At 37.0% G+C, this 16137-nt stretch carries 16 protein-coding genes and 5 tRNA genes; all 21 read right to left on the bottom strand.

Features of this window, described 5'->3' with window-relative positions; genetic code table 11:
• Nucleotides 1-64 precede the first annotated feature (64 nt).
• Nucleotides 65-3886 (bottom strand): DNA-directed RNA polymerase subunit beta, encoded by a 3822-nt coding sequence (rpoB, locus tag OD90_RS12355; RefSeq protein WP_186434762.1) that lies wholly within the window; start codon nt 3884-3886, stop codon nt 65-67.
• Between the two features lie 194 nt (nt 3887-4080).
• Nucleotides 4081-4455 carry a 50S ribosomal protein L7/L12 gene (gene rplL, locus OD90_RS12350; RefSeq protein WP_144669464.1) on the bottom strand — a complete coding sequence of 125 codons (375 nt, stop codon included), beginning with the start codon at nt 4453-4455 and terminating at the stop codon, nt 4081-4083.
• 55 nt (nt 4456-4510) lie between these two features.
• Nucleotides 4511-5032, bottom strand: a complete 522-nt coding sequence (gene rplJ, locus OD90_RS12345; protein ID WP_144669463.1) for a 50S ribosomal protein L10 — start codon at nt 5030-5032, stop codon at nt 4511-4513.
• A gap of 15 nt (nt 5033-5047) precedes the next feature.
• A complete protein-coding gene (rplA, locus tag OD90_RS12340; protein ID WP_144669462.1) occupies nt 5048-5746 on the bottom strand; it encodes a 50S ribosomal protein L1 in 699 nt (232 codons plus the stop codon).
• A gap of 20 nt (nt 5747-5766) precedes the next feature.
• Nucleotides 5767-6207: a 50S ribosomal protein L11 gene (rplK, locus tag OD90_RS12335; RefSeq protein WP_144669461.1), complete on the bottom strand. Its 441-nt coding sequence runs from the start codon at nt 6205-6207 to the stop codon at nt 5767-5769.
• An 82-nt stretch (nt 6208-6289) separates the two neighbouring features.
• Nucleotides 6290-6844, bottom strand: coding sequence for a transcription termination/antitermination protein NusG (gene nusG, locus OD90_RS12330; RefSeq protein ID WP_144669460.1), 555 nt, complete (start codon nt 6842-6844; stop codon nt 6290-6292).
• An 11-nt stretch (nt 6845-6855) separates the two neighbouring features.
• Nucleotides 6856-7056, bottom strand: coding sequence for a preprotein translocase subunit SecE (gene secE, locus OD90_RS12325; protein ID WP_144669459.1), 201 nt, complete (start codon nt 7054-7056; stop codon nt 6856-6858).
• 95 nt (nt 7057-7151) lie between these two features.
• Nucleotides 7152-7224 (bottom strand) — tRNA-Trp (locus OD90_RS12320).
• Nucleotides 7225-7340: 116 nt separating this feature from the next.
• On the bottom strand, nt 7341-8528 hold the full coding sequence (gene tuf, locus OD90_RS12315) for an elongation factor Tu (protein WP_144669458.1): 1188 nt from the start codon (nt 8526-8528) through the stop codon (nt 7341-7343).
• Between the two features lie 115 nt (nt 8529-8643).
• Nucleotides 8644-8715: transfer RNA gene (locus OD90_RS12310), tRNA-Thr, on the bottom strand.
• A gap of 48 nt (nt 8716-8763) precedes the next feature.
• A tRNA-Gly gene (locus OD90_RS12305) sits at nt 8764-8836 on the bottom strand.
• Nucleotides 8837-8881: 45 nt separating this feature from the next.
• Nucleotides 8882-8963: transfer RNA gene (locus OD90_RS12300), tRNA-Tyr, on the bottom strand.
• A 100-nt stretch (nt 8964-9063) separates the two neighbouring features.
• Nucleotides 9064-9137: transfer RNA gene (locus OD90_RS12295), tRNA-Thr, on the bottom strand.
• A gap of 111 nt (nt 9138-9248) precedes the next feature.
• Nucleotides 9249-9551: a ribosome hibernation-promoting factor, HPF/YfiA family gene (gene hpf, locus OD90_RS12290; RefSeq protein WP_144669457.1), complete on the bottom strand. Its 303-nt coding sequence runs from the start codon at nt 9549-9551 to the stop codon at nt 9249-9251.
• Between the two features lie 65 nt (nt 9552-9616).
• Entirely contained in the window at nt 9617-10507 is an 891-nt protein-coding gene (locus tag OD90_RS12285; protein WP_144669456.1) for a tyrosine-type recombinase/integrase, read from the bottom strand.
• Nucleotides 10508-10664: 157 nt separating this feature from the next.
• Nucleotides 10665-10859 carry a 30S ribosomal protein S21 gene (rpsU, locus tag OD90_RS12280; protein ID WP_144669455.1) on the bottom strand — a complete coding sequence of 65 codons (195 nt, stop codon included), beginning with the start codon at nt 10857-10859 and terminating at the stop codon, nt 10665-10667.
• Nucleotides 10860-10942: 83 nt separating this feature from the next.
• The gene (locus tag OD90_RS12275; RefSeq protein ID WP_144669454.1) at nt 10943-12127 is read right to left on the bottom strand and encodes an acyl-CoA dehydrogenase family protein; all 1185 of its coding nucleotides are present in this window, start codon (nt 12125-12127) and stop codon (nt 10943-10945) included.
• Between the two features lie 54 nt (nt 12128-12181).
• Nucleotides 12182-13051 carry a helix-hairpin-helix domain-containing protein gene (locus tag OD90_RS12270; RefSeq protein WP_144669453.1) on the bottom strand — a complete coding sequence of 290 codons (870 nt, stop codon included), beginning with the start codon at nt 13049-13051 and terminating at the stop codon, nt 12182-12184.
• Nucleotides 13052-13062: 11 nt separating this feature from the next.
• On the bottom strand, nt 13063-14754 hold the full coding sequence (locus tag OD90_RS12265) for an alanine/glycine:cation symporter family protein (RefSeq protein WP_144669708.1): 1692 nt from the start codon (nt 14752-14754) through the stop codon (nt 13063-13065).
• Between the two features lie 95 nt (nt 14755-14849).
• Nucleotides 14850-15863 (bottom strand): potassium channel family protein, encoded by a 1014-nt coding sequence (locus OD90_RS12260; RefSeq protein WP_144669452.1) that lies wholly within the window; start codon nt 15861-15863, stop codon nt 14850-14852.
• A complete protein-coding gene (locus OD90_RS12255) occupies nt 15864-16094 on the bottom strand; it encodes a PspC domain-containing protein (protein ID WP_144669451.1) in 231 nt (76 codons plus the stop codon). It lies immediately after the preceding gene.
• Nucleotides 16095-16137 lie beyond the last annotated feature (43 nt).

Genomic DNA, 16137 nt, shown 5'->3' with positions numbered 1-16137 from the left:
ATAGTTGTTGTTACGCTTTCGCGAAAGCGGAATCCCTAGAGAGAATCCGCTTCCCAAAAACTATTTACTTGTCTTCTAGACGAATGTCTAGTCCGAGTCCTTTAAGTTCATGCATCAATACGTTGAAAGATTCTGGAAGACCTGGCTCAGGCATAGGCTCTCCTTTTACGATACTTTCATACGTCTTAGCACGACCGATTACGTCATCAGATTTTACGGTTAAGATCTCACGCAATGTCGCCGAAGCTCCATATGCCTCAAGAGCCCAAACCTCCATCTCACCAAAACGCTGACCTCCAAATTGCGCTTTACCTCCAAGAGGTTGTTGCGTAATAAGTGAGTATGGCCCGATAGAACGCGCGTGCATCTTATCGTCTACCATGTGCCCTAATTTTAGCATGTAAATAACTCCTACGGTTGCTGGTTGATCAAAACGATCTCCTGTTCCACCATCATATAAATAGGTATGTCCGAATCGTGGAATCCCTGCCTCATCTGTAAGCGCATTAATTTGATCTAGTGTCGCTCCATCAAAAATAGGTGTAGCATAGGTGCGACCTAGTTTTTGACCTGCCCAACCAAGAACGGTCTCATAAATCTGACCAATGTTCATACGTGATGGTACCCCTAGTGGATTCAATACGATGTCTACTGGAGTTCCATCCTCTAGGAACGGCATATCCTCTTGACGAACGATACGGGCAACAATACCTTTGTTACCGTGACGTCCTGCCATCTTATCTCCTACTTTAAGCTTACGTTTTTTAGCAATGTACACTTTAGCAAGTTTGATGATACCAGCTGGTAACTCATCTCCTACCGAAATTGTAAATTTCTCACGACGTAAGTTTCCTTGTAGATCGTTTTCTTTAATCTTGTAATTGTGTAAAAGATCTGCAACCAATGCATTAGTTGCATTGTCTGTAGTCCAAGTACCTTGCGTGAGGTGTGTATAATCGTCTACAGAATTAAGCATCTTAAGCGTGAATTTCTTTCCTTTAGGAAGAACTTCTTCACCTAGATCATTCATAACACCTTGAGCAGTCTTACCATTTACAAGTTTGAATAATTTTTCAATTAAAACTGCTTGTAGATCGTCAAACTTCACATCGTACTGATCTTCTAGTACTGCTATATCCTCTTTATCCTTAGCTCTCTTACGTTTGTCCTTAATAGCACGTGCAAATAATTTCTTATTTATAACGACACCGTGTAAAGATGGAGACGCTTTAAGAGAAGCATCTTTTACATCTCCTGCTTTGTCACCAAATATCGCACGAAGAAGTTTTTCTTCTGGAGTAGGATCTGACTCTCCTTTAGGAGTAATCTTACCTATTAATATATCTCCAGGTTTTACTTCTGCACCAATACGGATCATTCCATGCTCGTCAAGGTCTTTTGTAGCCTCTTCAGAAACGTTAGGAATATCATTAGTTAACTCTTCATTTCCAAGTTTTGTATCACGTACATCTAGCGAATATTCATCTACGTGAATAGAAGTAAATATATCATCACGTACAACTTTCTCTGAGATTACAATCGCATCCTCAAAGTTGTATCCTTTCCAAGGCATGAAGGCTACCTTCATATTACGTCCAAGTGCAAGCTCACCTTTTTCAGTAGCATACCCTTGACATAAAACTTGACCTTTAGAAACTCTATCACCTACCTTAACAATAGGCTTCAAATTGATATTTGTCCCTTGATTCGTTTTACGGAATTTAATAAGGTTATAAGACTTATTATCATCATCAAAACTTACTAGACGCTCATCATCTGTACGATCATACTTAATCGTGATCATATTTGCATCTACATACTCAACGGTACCTTCACCTTCTGCGTTGATAAGAACTCTTGAATCTGTAGCCACTTGACGCTCGAGACCTGTTCCTACAATAGGAGCATCTGCCATAATAAGTGGTACTGCCTGGCGCATCATGTTTGATCCCATCAATGCACGGTTTGCATCATCATGTTCCAAGAAAGGAATCAATGATGCAGAAATAGATGCAATTTGATTAGGAGAAACATCTGCATAATGAACCGTATCTGGATCTACAACAGGAAAATCACCTTCCATACGAGCAATTACTTTTTCGTCAGTAATAGCTCCGTCATCCGTCATTGGATTGTTTGCTTGTGCAATCAACTTACCTTCTTCCTCCTCTGCACTTAAATATTGCGGTTCAGATTTTAAATCTATCTTACCATTTTCTACTTTACGGTATGGAGTCTCAATGAATCCCATATTATTCACTTTTGCATATACAGAAAGTGAAGAAATAAGTCCAATATTTGGACCTTCTGGTGTTTCAATAGGACAAAGTCTACCGTAATGTGTATAGTGTACATCTCGCACCTCAAAACCAGCACGCTCACGAGATAAACCTCCAGGTCCAAGAGCAGAAAGACGACGCTTATGCGTAATTTCTGCAAGTGGATTAGTCTGGTCCATGAATTGAGACAACTGATTTGTACCAAAGAAAGAATTAATCACAGAAGACAACGTCTTTGCGTTAATCAAATCAATAGGTGTAAAAACCTCATTGTCACGCACATTCATACGCTCACGTATGGTACGAGCCATACGTGCAAGTCCTACACCAAACTGTGCAGAAAGTTGCTCTCCTACAGTACGTACACGACGATTTGATAAGTGATCAATATCATCAATCTCTGCCTTTGCATTGATCAGCTCTATTAAATACTTAATGATAGTAATGATATCAAGTTTTGTAAGCACTTGCTTATCCATCTCGATATCAAGACCTAATTTTTTATTCATTCTATAACGACCTACTTCACCTAAGTTATAGCGTTGGTCTGAGAAGAATAACTTATCGATGATACCACGTGCTGTTTCCTCATCTGGCGGCTCAGCATTACGTAGTTGTCTATAAATATGTTCAACAGCCTCTTTTTCAGAGTTTGTTGGATCTTTTTGTAACGTGTTGTGGATAATCGCATAATCTGCCTGCTGATTATCTTCTTTATGAAGTAAGATAGTTTTAGCGCCTGCCTCAAGAATTTCTTCTACATGCTCTTTTTCTAAAACAGTATCACGATCAAGCACAATTTCATTACGCTCAATAGATACAACTTCACCTGTATCTTCATCTACAAAATCTTCATGCCATGTATTAAGAACACGAGCAGCAAGTTTACGACCAAGATATTTTTTAAGTCCAGTTTTTGATACTTTTACTTCCTCTGCTAGATCAAAGATCTCAAGAATATCTTTGTCTCTTTCAAAACCTATAGCACGGAAAAGCGTAGTAACTGGTAATTTTTTCTTACGATCGATATAAGCATACATTACACTATTTATATCGGTAGCAAATTCTATCCATGATCCTTTAAATGGGATCACACGAGCAGAATATAATTTTGTTCCATTTGCGTGGAACGATTGTCCAAAGAATACCCCTGGAGAACGGTGTAATTGAGATACAACAACACGCTCTGCGCCGTTGATCACAAATGTACCACTAGGAGTCATATATGGGATTGTTCCAAGATATACATCTTGAACTATTGTTTCAAAATCTTCGTGTTCTTCGTCAGTACAGTATAATTTTAGACGTGCTTTTAAAGGCACACTATAGGTAAGACCACGTTCTATACACTCTTGTATAGAATATCTTGGTGGGTCTACAAAATAATCTAAAAACTCGAGTACAAAATTGTTACGAGTGTCTGTAATTGGGAAGTTCTCTAAAAAAGTATTGTAAAGACCCTCATCACCTCTCTCATCAGATTTGGTTTCCAGTTGGAAAAAATCTTGGAAAGACTTTACTTGAATATCCAAAAAGTCTGGATAGTCAGGTCTATTCTTTACCGATGAGAAACTGATTCTTTCTCCTTGTTTTGCATCTTGCATCATCAACGAACGGAATTTGATTAGAACTAAACTTGCCCCTTAGCAAGTTCAAAATTTGATTTTTTACTACGATTAAAAATCAAGAAACATCGAGTTACAATTAAGGCAACCATCTTATACGACAAATGGTTTAGGTCAAATTACGCTTTCGCGAAAGCGCAACTAACCTAAACCTTTATCTAATTATTATGGTAAGCTTACTTAAGCTCAACCTCTGCACCAGCTTCTTCTAATTGAGCTTTAAGTGCTTCTGCTTCGTCTTTAGAAACTCCTTCCTTAATTGGAGATGGAGCATTATCAACAAGCTCTTTTGCGTCTTTAAGACCAGCACCAGTTAATTCTTTTACAAGCTTAACTACAGCAAGTTTAGAACCACCAGCAGCCGTAAGTACTACGTCAAATTCTGACTTTTCCTCAGCAGCTTCTCCGCCACCAGCTCCACCAGCAGCTACAGCTACAGCAGCAGCAGCAGGCTCGATACCGTACTCGTCTTTTAATATTGTTGCTAACTCGTTTACTTCTTTTACAGTAAGGTTAACTAATTGTTCTGCGAAATCTTTTAAATCTGCCATTTTCTATCGTTTTTGAAAATTGTAATTGTTATATAATAAATAAAGTGCGTACTGTTTAACCTTCCTTCTCAGAAAGGGTTTTGATAATACCAGCGATTGTGCTTCCTCCTGACTTAAGCGCGCTAACGACGTTCTTAGCAGGTGACTGAAGTAATCCAACGATTTCTCCAATAAGCTCTTCTCTCGACTTGATATTTACCAGACTCTCTAGTTGATCATCACCAACATAGATAGCTTCTTCTATAAATGCTCCCTTAAGTAAAGGCTTTTCAGATTTCTTACGAAATTCTTTGATAACCTTTGCTGGTGCATTACCTGTCTCTGCAAACATGATTGCGGTATTTCCTTTCAATACTGAAGGAAGCTCTGCAAAATCCTTATCTGATGCCTCCATTGCCTTTGCAAGCAATGTATTTTTAACAACTGCTAGACTAACTCCTGCTTTAAAACAAGCGCGACGTAAATTAGACGTCGAACCAGCATCTAGTCCAGAGATATCTGCTAAGTAAATATGAGCATTATCAGCTAATTGTGCAGTTAAATCTTTAATTACTATTGATTTTTCTTCTCTTGTCATAATCTAAAATTTAATCTACTCCGTAGCGAAACGCTTTGTATCTACTTCTACAGAAGGACTCATTGTACTTGACATAAAAATGCTCTTAATGTACACACCCTTTGCCGTTGTAGGTTTAAGCTTTACTAATGTTGTTATTAATTCTCTTGCATTACCTGCAATTTTTTCAGCATCAAAAGATGCTTTCCCTACAGATGCGTGAATGATTCCTGTTTTATCAACTTTGAAATCAATTTTACCAGCTTTTACATCAGATACCGCTTTTGCTATATCCATAGTTACTGTACCCGTTTTAGGGTTAGGCATTAAACCACGTGGTCCTAAGACACGTCCTAATGGCCCTAATTTACCCATAACGCTAGGCATTGTTACAATTACATCTACATCTGTCCAACCACCTTTAATTTTTTCAAGGTATTCATCTAGACCTACGTAATCTGCACCTGCTTCTTCTGCCTCTGCAGCCTTATCTGGTGTAACAAGTGCAAGCACTTTTACATCTTTACCAGTACCGTGAGGTAATGTAACCACGCCACGAACCATTTGGTTTGCTTTACGTGGATCCACATTAAGACGTACAGCAATATCTACAGAAGGATCAAAGTTTACGTTACTTACTTCTTTTATTAAAGCAGAAGCATCAGCAAGATTGTAGGTCTGACCCGCTTCAATCTTAGACTGATTTTCTTTTTGCTTTTTTGTTAATTTTGCCATTTTAATTTTGTTTTAAGCTGTTAAGCTGGTGCGTCTCCGCCTTTAACCGTTATTCCCATTGAACGCGCAGTACCTGCTACCATTTTCATTGCACTGTCAACAGTGAATGCATTAAGGTCAGGCATCTTGTCCTCTGCAATTGCTCTTACTTGATCCCAAGTAACTTTTGCAACTTTTTTACGGTTAGGCTCACCAGAACCACCTTTAACTTTGGCTGCTTCCAATAACTGAACTGCTGCAGGAGGAGTCTTGATTACAAAATCAAATGACTTATCCTTATAAACAGTAATCGCAACAGGAAGAACTTTACCAGCTTTATCTTGCGTTCTAGCATTAAACTGCTTACAGAACTCCATTATATTAACGCCGGCCGCACCCAAAGCAGGTCCTACTGGTGGAGAAGGGTTTGCGGCACCTCCTCGTACTTGTAACTTTACAACCTTACTTACTTCTTTTGCCATTTCTAAAAATTTAAATTGATCTGTTCATAAAGTGGAAGCAATAGAACAAAATCCGAAATATATTAATGTAACAATTAATTTCTTATACTTTCTCAACCTGCATATAGCTCAACTCTAATGGCGTCTTTCTTCCAAAGATCTTTACCATTACTTCTAGTTTGCGCTTTTCTTCATTTACTTTCTCAACAGTACCATTAAATCCATTAAAAGGACCATCGATAACCTTAATCGTTTCACCCATAGTGAAAGGTATAGCAACGCTATCTTGCTTCACAGATAATTCATCTACTTTTCCAAGCATACGATTAACTTCTGATTTACGAAGCGGCACAGGATCACCTCCTTTAACTTCACCTAAGAAACCTATAACTCCGTTAATAGATTTAATAATGTGAGGAATTTCACCCGCTAGGTTTGCTTTAACCATTATATACCCAGGAAAATAAACTCTTTCTTTATTTACCTTCTTTCCATTACGGATTTGAATAACTTTTTCAGTAGGAACAAGAACTTCTTCTATTGATTCTTCAAGATTTAATCTAGAAATTTCTTGCTCAATGTATGCTTTAACTTTATTTTCTTGACCACTTACGGCCCTTACTACATACCACTGTTTTGTGTTGCTTGTTTTAGCCATTTGCTTAAGAATTATGCTCCTACTATTTTATCAAAATACAATTTAATCACATTGCTAAAAACAGTATCTACACCCCAAATCGCTAACGAAAAAAGGATTGAAAATACCGCAACAACAACCATAAGACGTTGCGCTTCAGAAAGCGGTGTCCAAGTTACGTGGTTTTTAAGCTCATTATATGATTCTTGAACATAATTGACAAATCCAGCCATAATTCTTATTTCTTATAAAGACAGTTGCGATTAACACAACATCTTAGTTTTCAATTGACTCTAAAAATGACTTATAACTATTCATTTTTAATATGCACGGGTTGAGAGACTCGAACTCACGACACCTGGTTTTGGAGACCAGTGCTCTACCAACTGAGCTAAACCCGTATTAAAAAAGGAACATATTATATTTCGCAAAAGCAAAAGAAATACAGACCTCTTAACAAAAGTCAAGGCGTCTTGCTCAAAGCAAGACACCTTTACTTCTATAATTTATCTAGAAATTAATCTAGTATCTCAGTCACCTGACCAGCTCCTACAGTTCTACCACCTTCACGGACAGCGAAACGAAGACCTAAGTTAAGTGCGATAGGCTGGATAAGCTCAACAGTAATAGTTAAGTTATCTCCAGGCATAACCATCTCAACTCCATCAGGAAGTGCGATATTACCAGTTACATCAGTTGTACGTACATAAAACTGTGGACGGTAGTTATTGTGGAATGGAGTGTGACGTCCACCTTCTTCTTTTTTAAGGATATAAACCTCAGCTTTAAATTTAGCGTGTGGCGTTACAGATCCTGGCTTAACAATTACCATACCTCTAGAGATTTGAGATTTCTCAATACCTCTTAAAAGGATACCTGCATTATCTCCAGCCTCACCTCTATCAAGGATCTGACGGAACATTTCAATACCAGTAATTGTAGATGTTAATTTCTCTGCACCCATACCGATGATCTCAACTGGATCCCCAGTGTTTGCGATACCAGTTTCAATACGACCTGTAGCAACAGTTCCACGACCAGTAATAGAGAATACATCCTCGATAGGCATTAAGAAATCTTTTTCAGTTTCACGAAGTGGCTCTTCAATCCAAGAATCTACAGCAGCCATAAGCTCTAATACTGTATCAACCCATTTTTGCTCACCATTAAGTGCACCAAGAGCAGAACCAGCAACTACAGGTCCATTATCACCATCATACTCGTAGAAAGAAAGAAGATCTCTAATTTCCATCTCAACAAGCTCAAGTAACTCTTCATCATCCACCATATCAACTTTGTTCATAAAAACAACAATACGAGGAATACCTACTTGGCGACCTAAAAGGATGTGCTCACGTGTTTGTGGCATAGGACCATCAGTGGCAGCAACAACAAGAATAGCACCGTCCATTTGAGCAGCACCAGTAACCATGTTCTTCACATAATCGGCGTGACCTGGACAATCAACGTGTGCATAGTGACGATTCTCAGTCGCATACTCAACGTGAGAAGAGTTAATTGTGATACCTCTTTCTTTTTCCTCAGGAGCATTATCAATTTGATCAAAAGCTGAAGCTTCTGAATACCCTGCATCTGCCAATACTTTAGTAATCGCAGCTGTTAATGTAGTTTTACCGTGATCTACGTGCCCGATAGTACCAACATTTAAATGGGGTTTCGAACGATCATATGTTTCCTTTGCCATAATGAAATTATTTAATCTTAGTTATTATTAGTGTACTCTTTTAATATGATCTCATTCCTTTTTATGTAAGCACAAAAAGTGAGTGCGACCAGCACTCATTATTAATTTGATTTTGAGCCAACGACGGGAATTGAACCCGTGGCCTCTTCCTTACCAAGGAAACGCTCTACCCCTGAGCTACGTCGGCGGTTGTTTTTACGCTTTCGCGAAAGCCCAATACCTCAAAGGTATTTTGAGCGGGAGACCAGGTTCGAACTGGCGACATTCAGCTTGGAAGGCTGACGCTCTACCAACTGAGCTACTCCCGCTTTTATAATCCTCAATTCACCGAGGTAAATTAAAAATTAAAGGTGTGGGGAGAGCAGGATTCGAACCTGCGAAGTTAAAAACAACTGAGTTACAGTCAGTCCTCGTTGGCCGCTTGAGTATCTCCCCGTTTAATATCTATTTTGAGTGCGCAAAACTACGCAATTTAAATCGATATAAAAACAAAATTTTAAAGAACTTTTTAACTTAATTTATTTAGTTAAAAAAGAGCCGATGGAGGGACTCGAACCCACGACCTGCTGATTACAAATCAGCTGCTCTAGCCAGCTGAGCTACATCGGCTTTTTACTTTAATAAACCTCTCAAAAGAAGCATAAAAAAGTCCGCTATTTCTAACGGACTGCAAATGTAGGTAATTTTTATTCTTACCCAAAAATATTTTTAATTTTTTTTCTAAGCGCGTGCTCTTATTTTTTGTTTTCGTTTTACCAATGCCCTTTCTAGGGACTGTACACACACATCTGTTGCCTCTTCAAAACTCTTTGCAGACTTCTTTACAATAAATTCATCTCCAGGAACACTTACTAAAACTTCAACATATTTATTATTAGGTCGCACATTAGGCTCTAATTTTAAAAACACGTCTGTTGCAATAATTTTATCATAATAATGCTCTAGTTTAGCTACCCTTTTTTTAATAAATGCTGTCAGTTTTACATCTGCGTCAAACTTTGGCGCTTCTACAGTTACTTTCATAAGCTTATTGAATTATTTGGTTAGAACTTTGACACATTTCTGTGCCACACAAAACTTGTCAGAAGTTATTTTTTATTGCGAGGGTGGGATTTTGCATATACATCTTTTAATGTTTGAATATTATTATGAGTGTATACTTGCGTAGAAGCCAAACTAGAATGCCCGAGCAACTCCTTTACCGTATTTAAATCAGCCCCCTGGTTAAGCAAATGAGTCGCAAATGAATGTCTTAGTATATGCGGACTCGTTTTTAGCTTATCTGACGTCTCACTAAAATAGGCTTTTATTACCCTATAAACAAGTGTATCATATAATTTAACACCCTTCTTTGTTACAAGTAACGGCGCATCACAAACTGCATCGAAAAGCTTATCACGCTCTATTAAATATTTTTCTAAAGTCATTTCTATAGATGGCAACAAAGGCACAAGCCGTTCTTTATTACGCTTTCCTACTACTCGTATGGTTTTCTGAAATCTATCAATTGAAGAACTTTTTAAACCAATTAACTCCGCTCTACGCATTCCAGTGCCATAGAGTAGCTCTATCATCAAAAGATCCCGCAAAGACTCAAAGTCACCCGTATCTTTAATTTTACACAAAACAGCACTCACTTCTTTTTGAGAAAAGGGTATTTGTATTTTTTTTGGGGTTTTGAGAGCTTTATGTTTTGCTAGTGGAGAACTTTCAATAGCTCCTACCTTGAGAAGAAAGTTATAATACGATTTTAATGAAGCTATCTTTCTATTAATAGACCGGTTAGAGACGCCTGCATCTACAAGAAGTACTATCCAACTCCTTATTATCGTATACCCTACTTCTTCAAGATGAAAAATATCATAATTCGCTTTCGCGAAAGCAAAAAAGACCTCCACGTCCTTTCTGTAAGCCAAAACGGTGTGCTGGCTATAGTTTTTTTCCAAGTTAAGATACGCTACAAAAGAAGTTATGGCCATTATACCGTTACTATTTAATCAATAAAATTGAATCACAACAGCATTTAAACAAAAAAACCGTTGCATCACAAAGATACAACGGTTATATGATTGAGAGAGTATGAGTCTCCCTGTTAATCCAATATGCAATAATTGCACGACGGATTAAGTGAAAATATTAAATATTTTCTGCGTCTCTTAGACCTTGAATATAAGAAGCTTTTTGAATCTGACGTCTTCTTTGAACAGAAGGCTTCGTAAACTGCTTACGCTCTCTTAGATTACGCATTGTCTTCGTACGATCAAATTTTCTTTTGAAACGTTTAAGCGCTCTATCTATATTTTCTCCGTCTTTTACTGGTATGATTAACATAATGGGACCTCCTTTCTTTAAATTCTTATTCAGTTTTCAGACTGCAAAGATACATTTAAAATGCAATCACACAACTTTGATCTTTAATTTTTTAAAATTTCTTCTGTCTTAGGCTTATATGTCTTTTTATCAATAACCATTTTTGCGATAATTTCTCGCAAAATTTCTGATGTACCACCACCTATAGGGCCCAATCTACTATCTCGCAACATTCTAGCCATAGGATATTCTTCCATATAGCCATAACCACCTAACATTTGTAGACAATCATAAATGACCTCATCTGCAATTTTTGTCGCTGTAAGCTTAGACATTGTCGCCTCTTTCACAACATACTCACCTTTATCTAGCCTGTAAGCAACATTATAATTAAAAGCTTTAGACATTTCTACTTCTGCAGTACGCTCTGCCATTTTATGCCTAAGTGCTTGAAAACTATTAATTGTTTTGCCAAATGCAGTTCGCTCTTTCATATAGTCAAGAGCATATTCAATTGCATATTCTGCTCTTGCATGTGCATTAATTCCCATAATGAGGCGTTCTGTAGCAAAATGCTGCATAATGTAGCCAAAACCAGCATTTTCTTCTCCCATTAAATTCTCTACAGGTATTTTTACATTATCAAAGGCAATTTCCCCAGTATCTGATGCGCGCCATCCTAATTTATCAAGTTTAGTAGCGCTCACTCCTGGTGTATCGCGGTCTACAAGAAATATACTCATGCCTTTCCCACCCAGTTCTGGAGCGGTCTTTGCAGCGACTACGAGATAATCTGAATATACGCCATTTGTAATAAAAGTCTTAGATCCATTGATTATATAGTGATCACCATTTTTTACTGCCGTAGTGCGCATACCTGCTACATCACTACCTCCAAAAGGTTCTGTAATACATAAACAACCTATTTTATCACCCGCGATGCTTGGCGCTAAATATTCTGCTTTTATTCTTTCATCACCCTCTGCATTGAGGTGGGTCATAGCTAGGTATGCGTGTGCCCAAATTGCAGCAGCAAATCCTCCGCTATTTATTTTCTGTAACTCTTCAAGAAGAATAACGGTATAGAAGAAATCTAAATTCATTCCTCCATATTCTTCAGGATAAGGAATCCCAAAAAATCCCATATCACCAAACTTCTTCCAAATAAAACGTTCAATCTTTCCTGTTGATTCCCATTTGTCAATATGCGGTACCACTTCTTTTTGAAGAAAATCTTTTAAGCTTTCTCTAAAAAGATGATGCTCTTCTGTGTAATATAAATTTGTCATTTTCTCTTTTTTAAGCTTGTATTTTAAGAATAATACAAGCAATCGTAATTCTTTTTAATCAATATGTAAATATAACTTTATTCTATCATATTTATATGGTGTCATACCTTCTATATCTTTCAATTCTTCAAGTGATGTGATGCCACCTCTAAGAATACGATAATCTACAATCTCTTTTGCAATATCAAAGGTGAGTAACGGAACCGTTGCAAGCTCAGATGCGCTGGCTTCGTTTACATTAATTAAGTCAAGGTCGGGTTTATTCTTAACCGTATATTCATTGAGAATGCTTCTTTTTATTTTTGTTGATACACCGTACACATCATAAATCTGATTATCTACTTGATAACCACCCAGCTTTTTTAGGTGTTGGTAAATCTTCGTAGCAGCCTCATTAGTAACGCCTTCAATTGCTATGAGCGATTCATAAGTAACACTGTTTAAATCAGATTTTTGAGCTGCAGTTTTCCACTTAGTTGCAGATCGTTTATTAGATTTTTTATTTGTAACCCAATCTGGAAATTTGAAATAAGGGGAAATCCTACTGAGCAAGGAGTCAGAAACACCCGTCACTTTCTTAAAGTCAGCAATAGAGTTAACCCATTTTCCGCTTTCGCGAAAGCGTAATAACCTATCTATTTCCTGCACGCTCATACCTAGAGTGTACCCTTTGTAATCTGTAATATAATTAGGGTTAAATGGAAAAATTTTAGGTTTCCGGCTTTCAAGCTCAATCTTTTTAAGTGAATCGATTTTTTCTTGAACAGATGTAACTATTACCTTCTCCTCTTTTGCTACCGTAATATCCTCCTCTGGAGGATACCAGATTATAGCTAGAATACATAAAACTAGAATTCCAGCAAAAAATAAAATCCCACGTCTTTTACGTGAATCGTAAATGACGTGGGATTTAAAACTTTTCATATACTAAGGCGTTATTCTATGGCTTCCTTTTTTAATTTTATAGCATCTAAGTAACGATTAAGTTGCTTCTTCACTACTGGGAAAAGGAAAAATAGACCTACCATATTAGGAAATACCATTGCAAAAATCATAGCATCAGAAAAATCCCAAATTGATTTCATACTTGCAGAGGCTCCTACAACCACAAATGTTAAGAATAGTATTTTATACACTAAATCTGCTACTTTACCTCGTCCAAATAAGAATTTCCATGACTGAAGTCCATAGTAAGACCAAGAAATCATTGTAGAAACAGCAAATAACACCACAGCTATTGTTAAGAATATATTAGAATAAGGAATGTACTCAGCAAATGCTTTGGCTGTAATTCCTGCGCCTTCAAAAGATTCTCCGTCTATAATTACAGCTCCAAGGCCGTCTCCTCCATATTGGAAAGCACCACTAAAATTAAAAATAATTATTACTAAAGCTGTCATCGTGCAAATTAAAACCGTGTCGATAAAAGGTTCTAATAACGCTACCAAACCTTCACTAGCTGAATACTTAGTACGTACTGCAGAGTGGGCAATAGAAGCAGATCCAGCTCCAGCTTCATTTGAAAATGCTGCTCGCTTAAAACCAACTAACAAAACTCCAATAAAACCTCCTACACCAATGGCCGTAGGATTAAATGCCTCTTGAACAATAAGACCAACCGCATCATCAATTAAAGAAAAATTACTAAATATGATATATAAACAGGCAACTACATACATAACAGCCATAAATGGAACAACCTTTTCTGTTACCTGAGCAATTCTCTTTATACCCCCGATGATGATAATACCTACTACAATCGCTAGAACAACTCCCACGATAAATCCAGAAGCAGCACTTGTCATATTAAACATTTCTTTTAATACAATGGTTGCTTGATTAGACTGGGCAGCATTACCACCTCCAAAAGAACCACCGATACAGAAAATTGCAAAAATAACTGCTGCGACTTTTCCTAATGTTTTGAACCCTTTAGCCTTAAGACCTTTAGTTAAGTAATACATTGGACCTCCATATACGGTCCCATCTTCACCAACATCTCTATATTGTACACCTAACGTACATTCTACAAACTTTGTTGACATTCCTAATAAACCACAAATAATCATCCAGAAGGTTGCACCTGGTCCTCCCAATGCAATAGCTAATGCCACACCTGCAATGTTACCATTTCCTACAGTACCAGAAACAGCAGTTGCAAGAGCTTGAAAGTGAGACACCTCACCAGCAGAGCTCTCGTCTCTTATGGTATCTACAATATCTCCATCAATAGCTAAATCGTCATCAACTTCTAAATTATCAATATGATCTTCTATATCTACATTAGACAAGTCCTGACCTTGTGCAATACCATCTTCACCATAAAGCTCTGCAGCCCCATGTTTTTCTATATCTTCATATTTACCACGAACAGTCTGAATAGCTCTCCAGAAAAAACGAATGTTAGGAAAACCAAAATAAATCGTAAAAAATAATGCACTAGATACTAATAAAATAAGAACGAAGGGGGTGCCATATATTTCAAAGAATACCATTGCTGAAAAGAAATCAGAAATAGGTTGAAAAGCCTGGTCAATTTGCTGGTCAATACCCACTTCTTCTGTTTCTTGCGCAAAAGATAATAAGGGAGTCATTACAGAAATAAGTACTAGAAGATATTTCTTCATCATTTAGTTTATGTTAAGTTATTTTTAAATTGGCTAGCAATATCTAAAAAAAACACCCTTTCTCAAAGGAAAGTTTCTTAAAATCTTTAACAACACTAAACACCAAAGGCTTCATGTAAATTCTTTATTTGCTCTGGACGACCTAAAACTATAAGTTTTGAATCATGCTCTATTTTCTGGTTTGCTGCAGGGTTAACAGTATATTTTCCAGAAGGTGTCTTATAACCTATTATCGAACACCCCGTTCTATTCCTTAAATCTACTTCTCTGATAGTGAGCTCTTTTCCATCTGGACATACCTTATCAAAAGCAACTTCTTGTACATTAATACTATCACCTTCACCACTTACTGATAAATTATCTAAAAAGTTAACTAAGTCTGGGACTACTACGAGTGAAGCCATATGGTCACCACCTATTCGGTCTGGCATGACAACATTATTTGCTCCAGCAAGCATAAGTTTTTTTTGTGAAGTTTCTACAGTAGCTCTGCTTATAATTTTTAAATCACTATTGAGCTGTCTAGCGCTCAAAACAATAAATAAATTATCTGCATCATCTGGCAATGCACATATAAGTGTTGAAGCTCTCGTGATACCTGCAAGCTCTAATGTCTCATCTTCATTTGCATTACCGTGTACAAAAAGAATTCCATCATTATCGTCATAGCGCTCAATTAAATCTTCATCTAGCTCCACAATTACAAATTGCTTTTTATAAGCCATTAGTTTTTGAACAGCTTGCTGGCCGTTGCGACCATAACCACAAACAATTACATGGTCTTTAAAATTGTCAATTGTATCCTGCATTTTCTTATGTTTTAGATCATTATACGAGCTCTTACTTATAATGTATTCTGAGATGACCGAAATTGCAAAACCCACAATCACTACACTACACAATATAAGAATGACTGTAAAAATTTTGGCTTCTGCGGTAAGCGGCATCACCTCTCCAAAACCTACCGTTGTGATTGTGATTACCGTCATATAAATAGCATCTACCCAACTAAAATTTGCTATGAATCTATAGCCAAAAATACCCACACCTATAGTAAAAACTAAAAGCGTTAAGGCGAGATATATTTTATTTTTAAAAAGAGAAAACATCTAAAGGTCAAAAACTGAAGTTCGCTTGGTATATACTAAATCTTTTAACCTAAGCCAGAATGCAACAGTTAAATACAATGCAAAACCAATTCCAAGTGTTGCAAAAGAGACATATATAAAAAACAGCCGTACGTTTTTTGCACGCATACCTAACCTATCTGCAAGTCGTGAAGACACGTAAAAACCGTGTTTTTCAAAGTAATGTCGAATATCATATACAAGTGATAGCATAAGGTGAAGGTAGTAAATGAACTTAAATATAAGCTTACAAATT

The sequence above is a fragment of the Dokdonia sp. Hel_I_53 genome (assembly GCF_007827465.1).
Taxonomy (GTDB): Bacteria; Bacteroidota; Bacteroidia; order Flavobacteriales; family Flavobacteriaceae; genus Dokdonia.
Note: the sequence above shows the minus strand (reverse complement) of the source record. Positions and strands in the feature narration are given on the sequence as shown.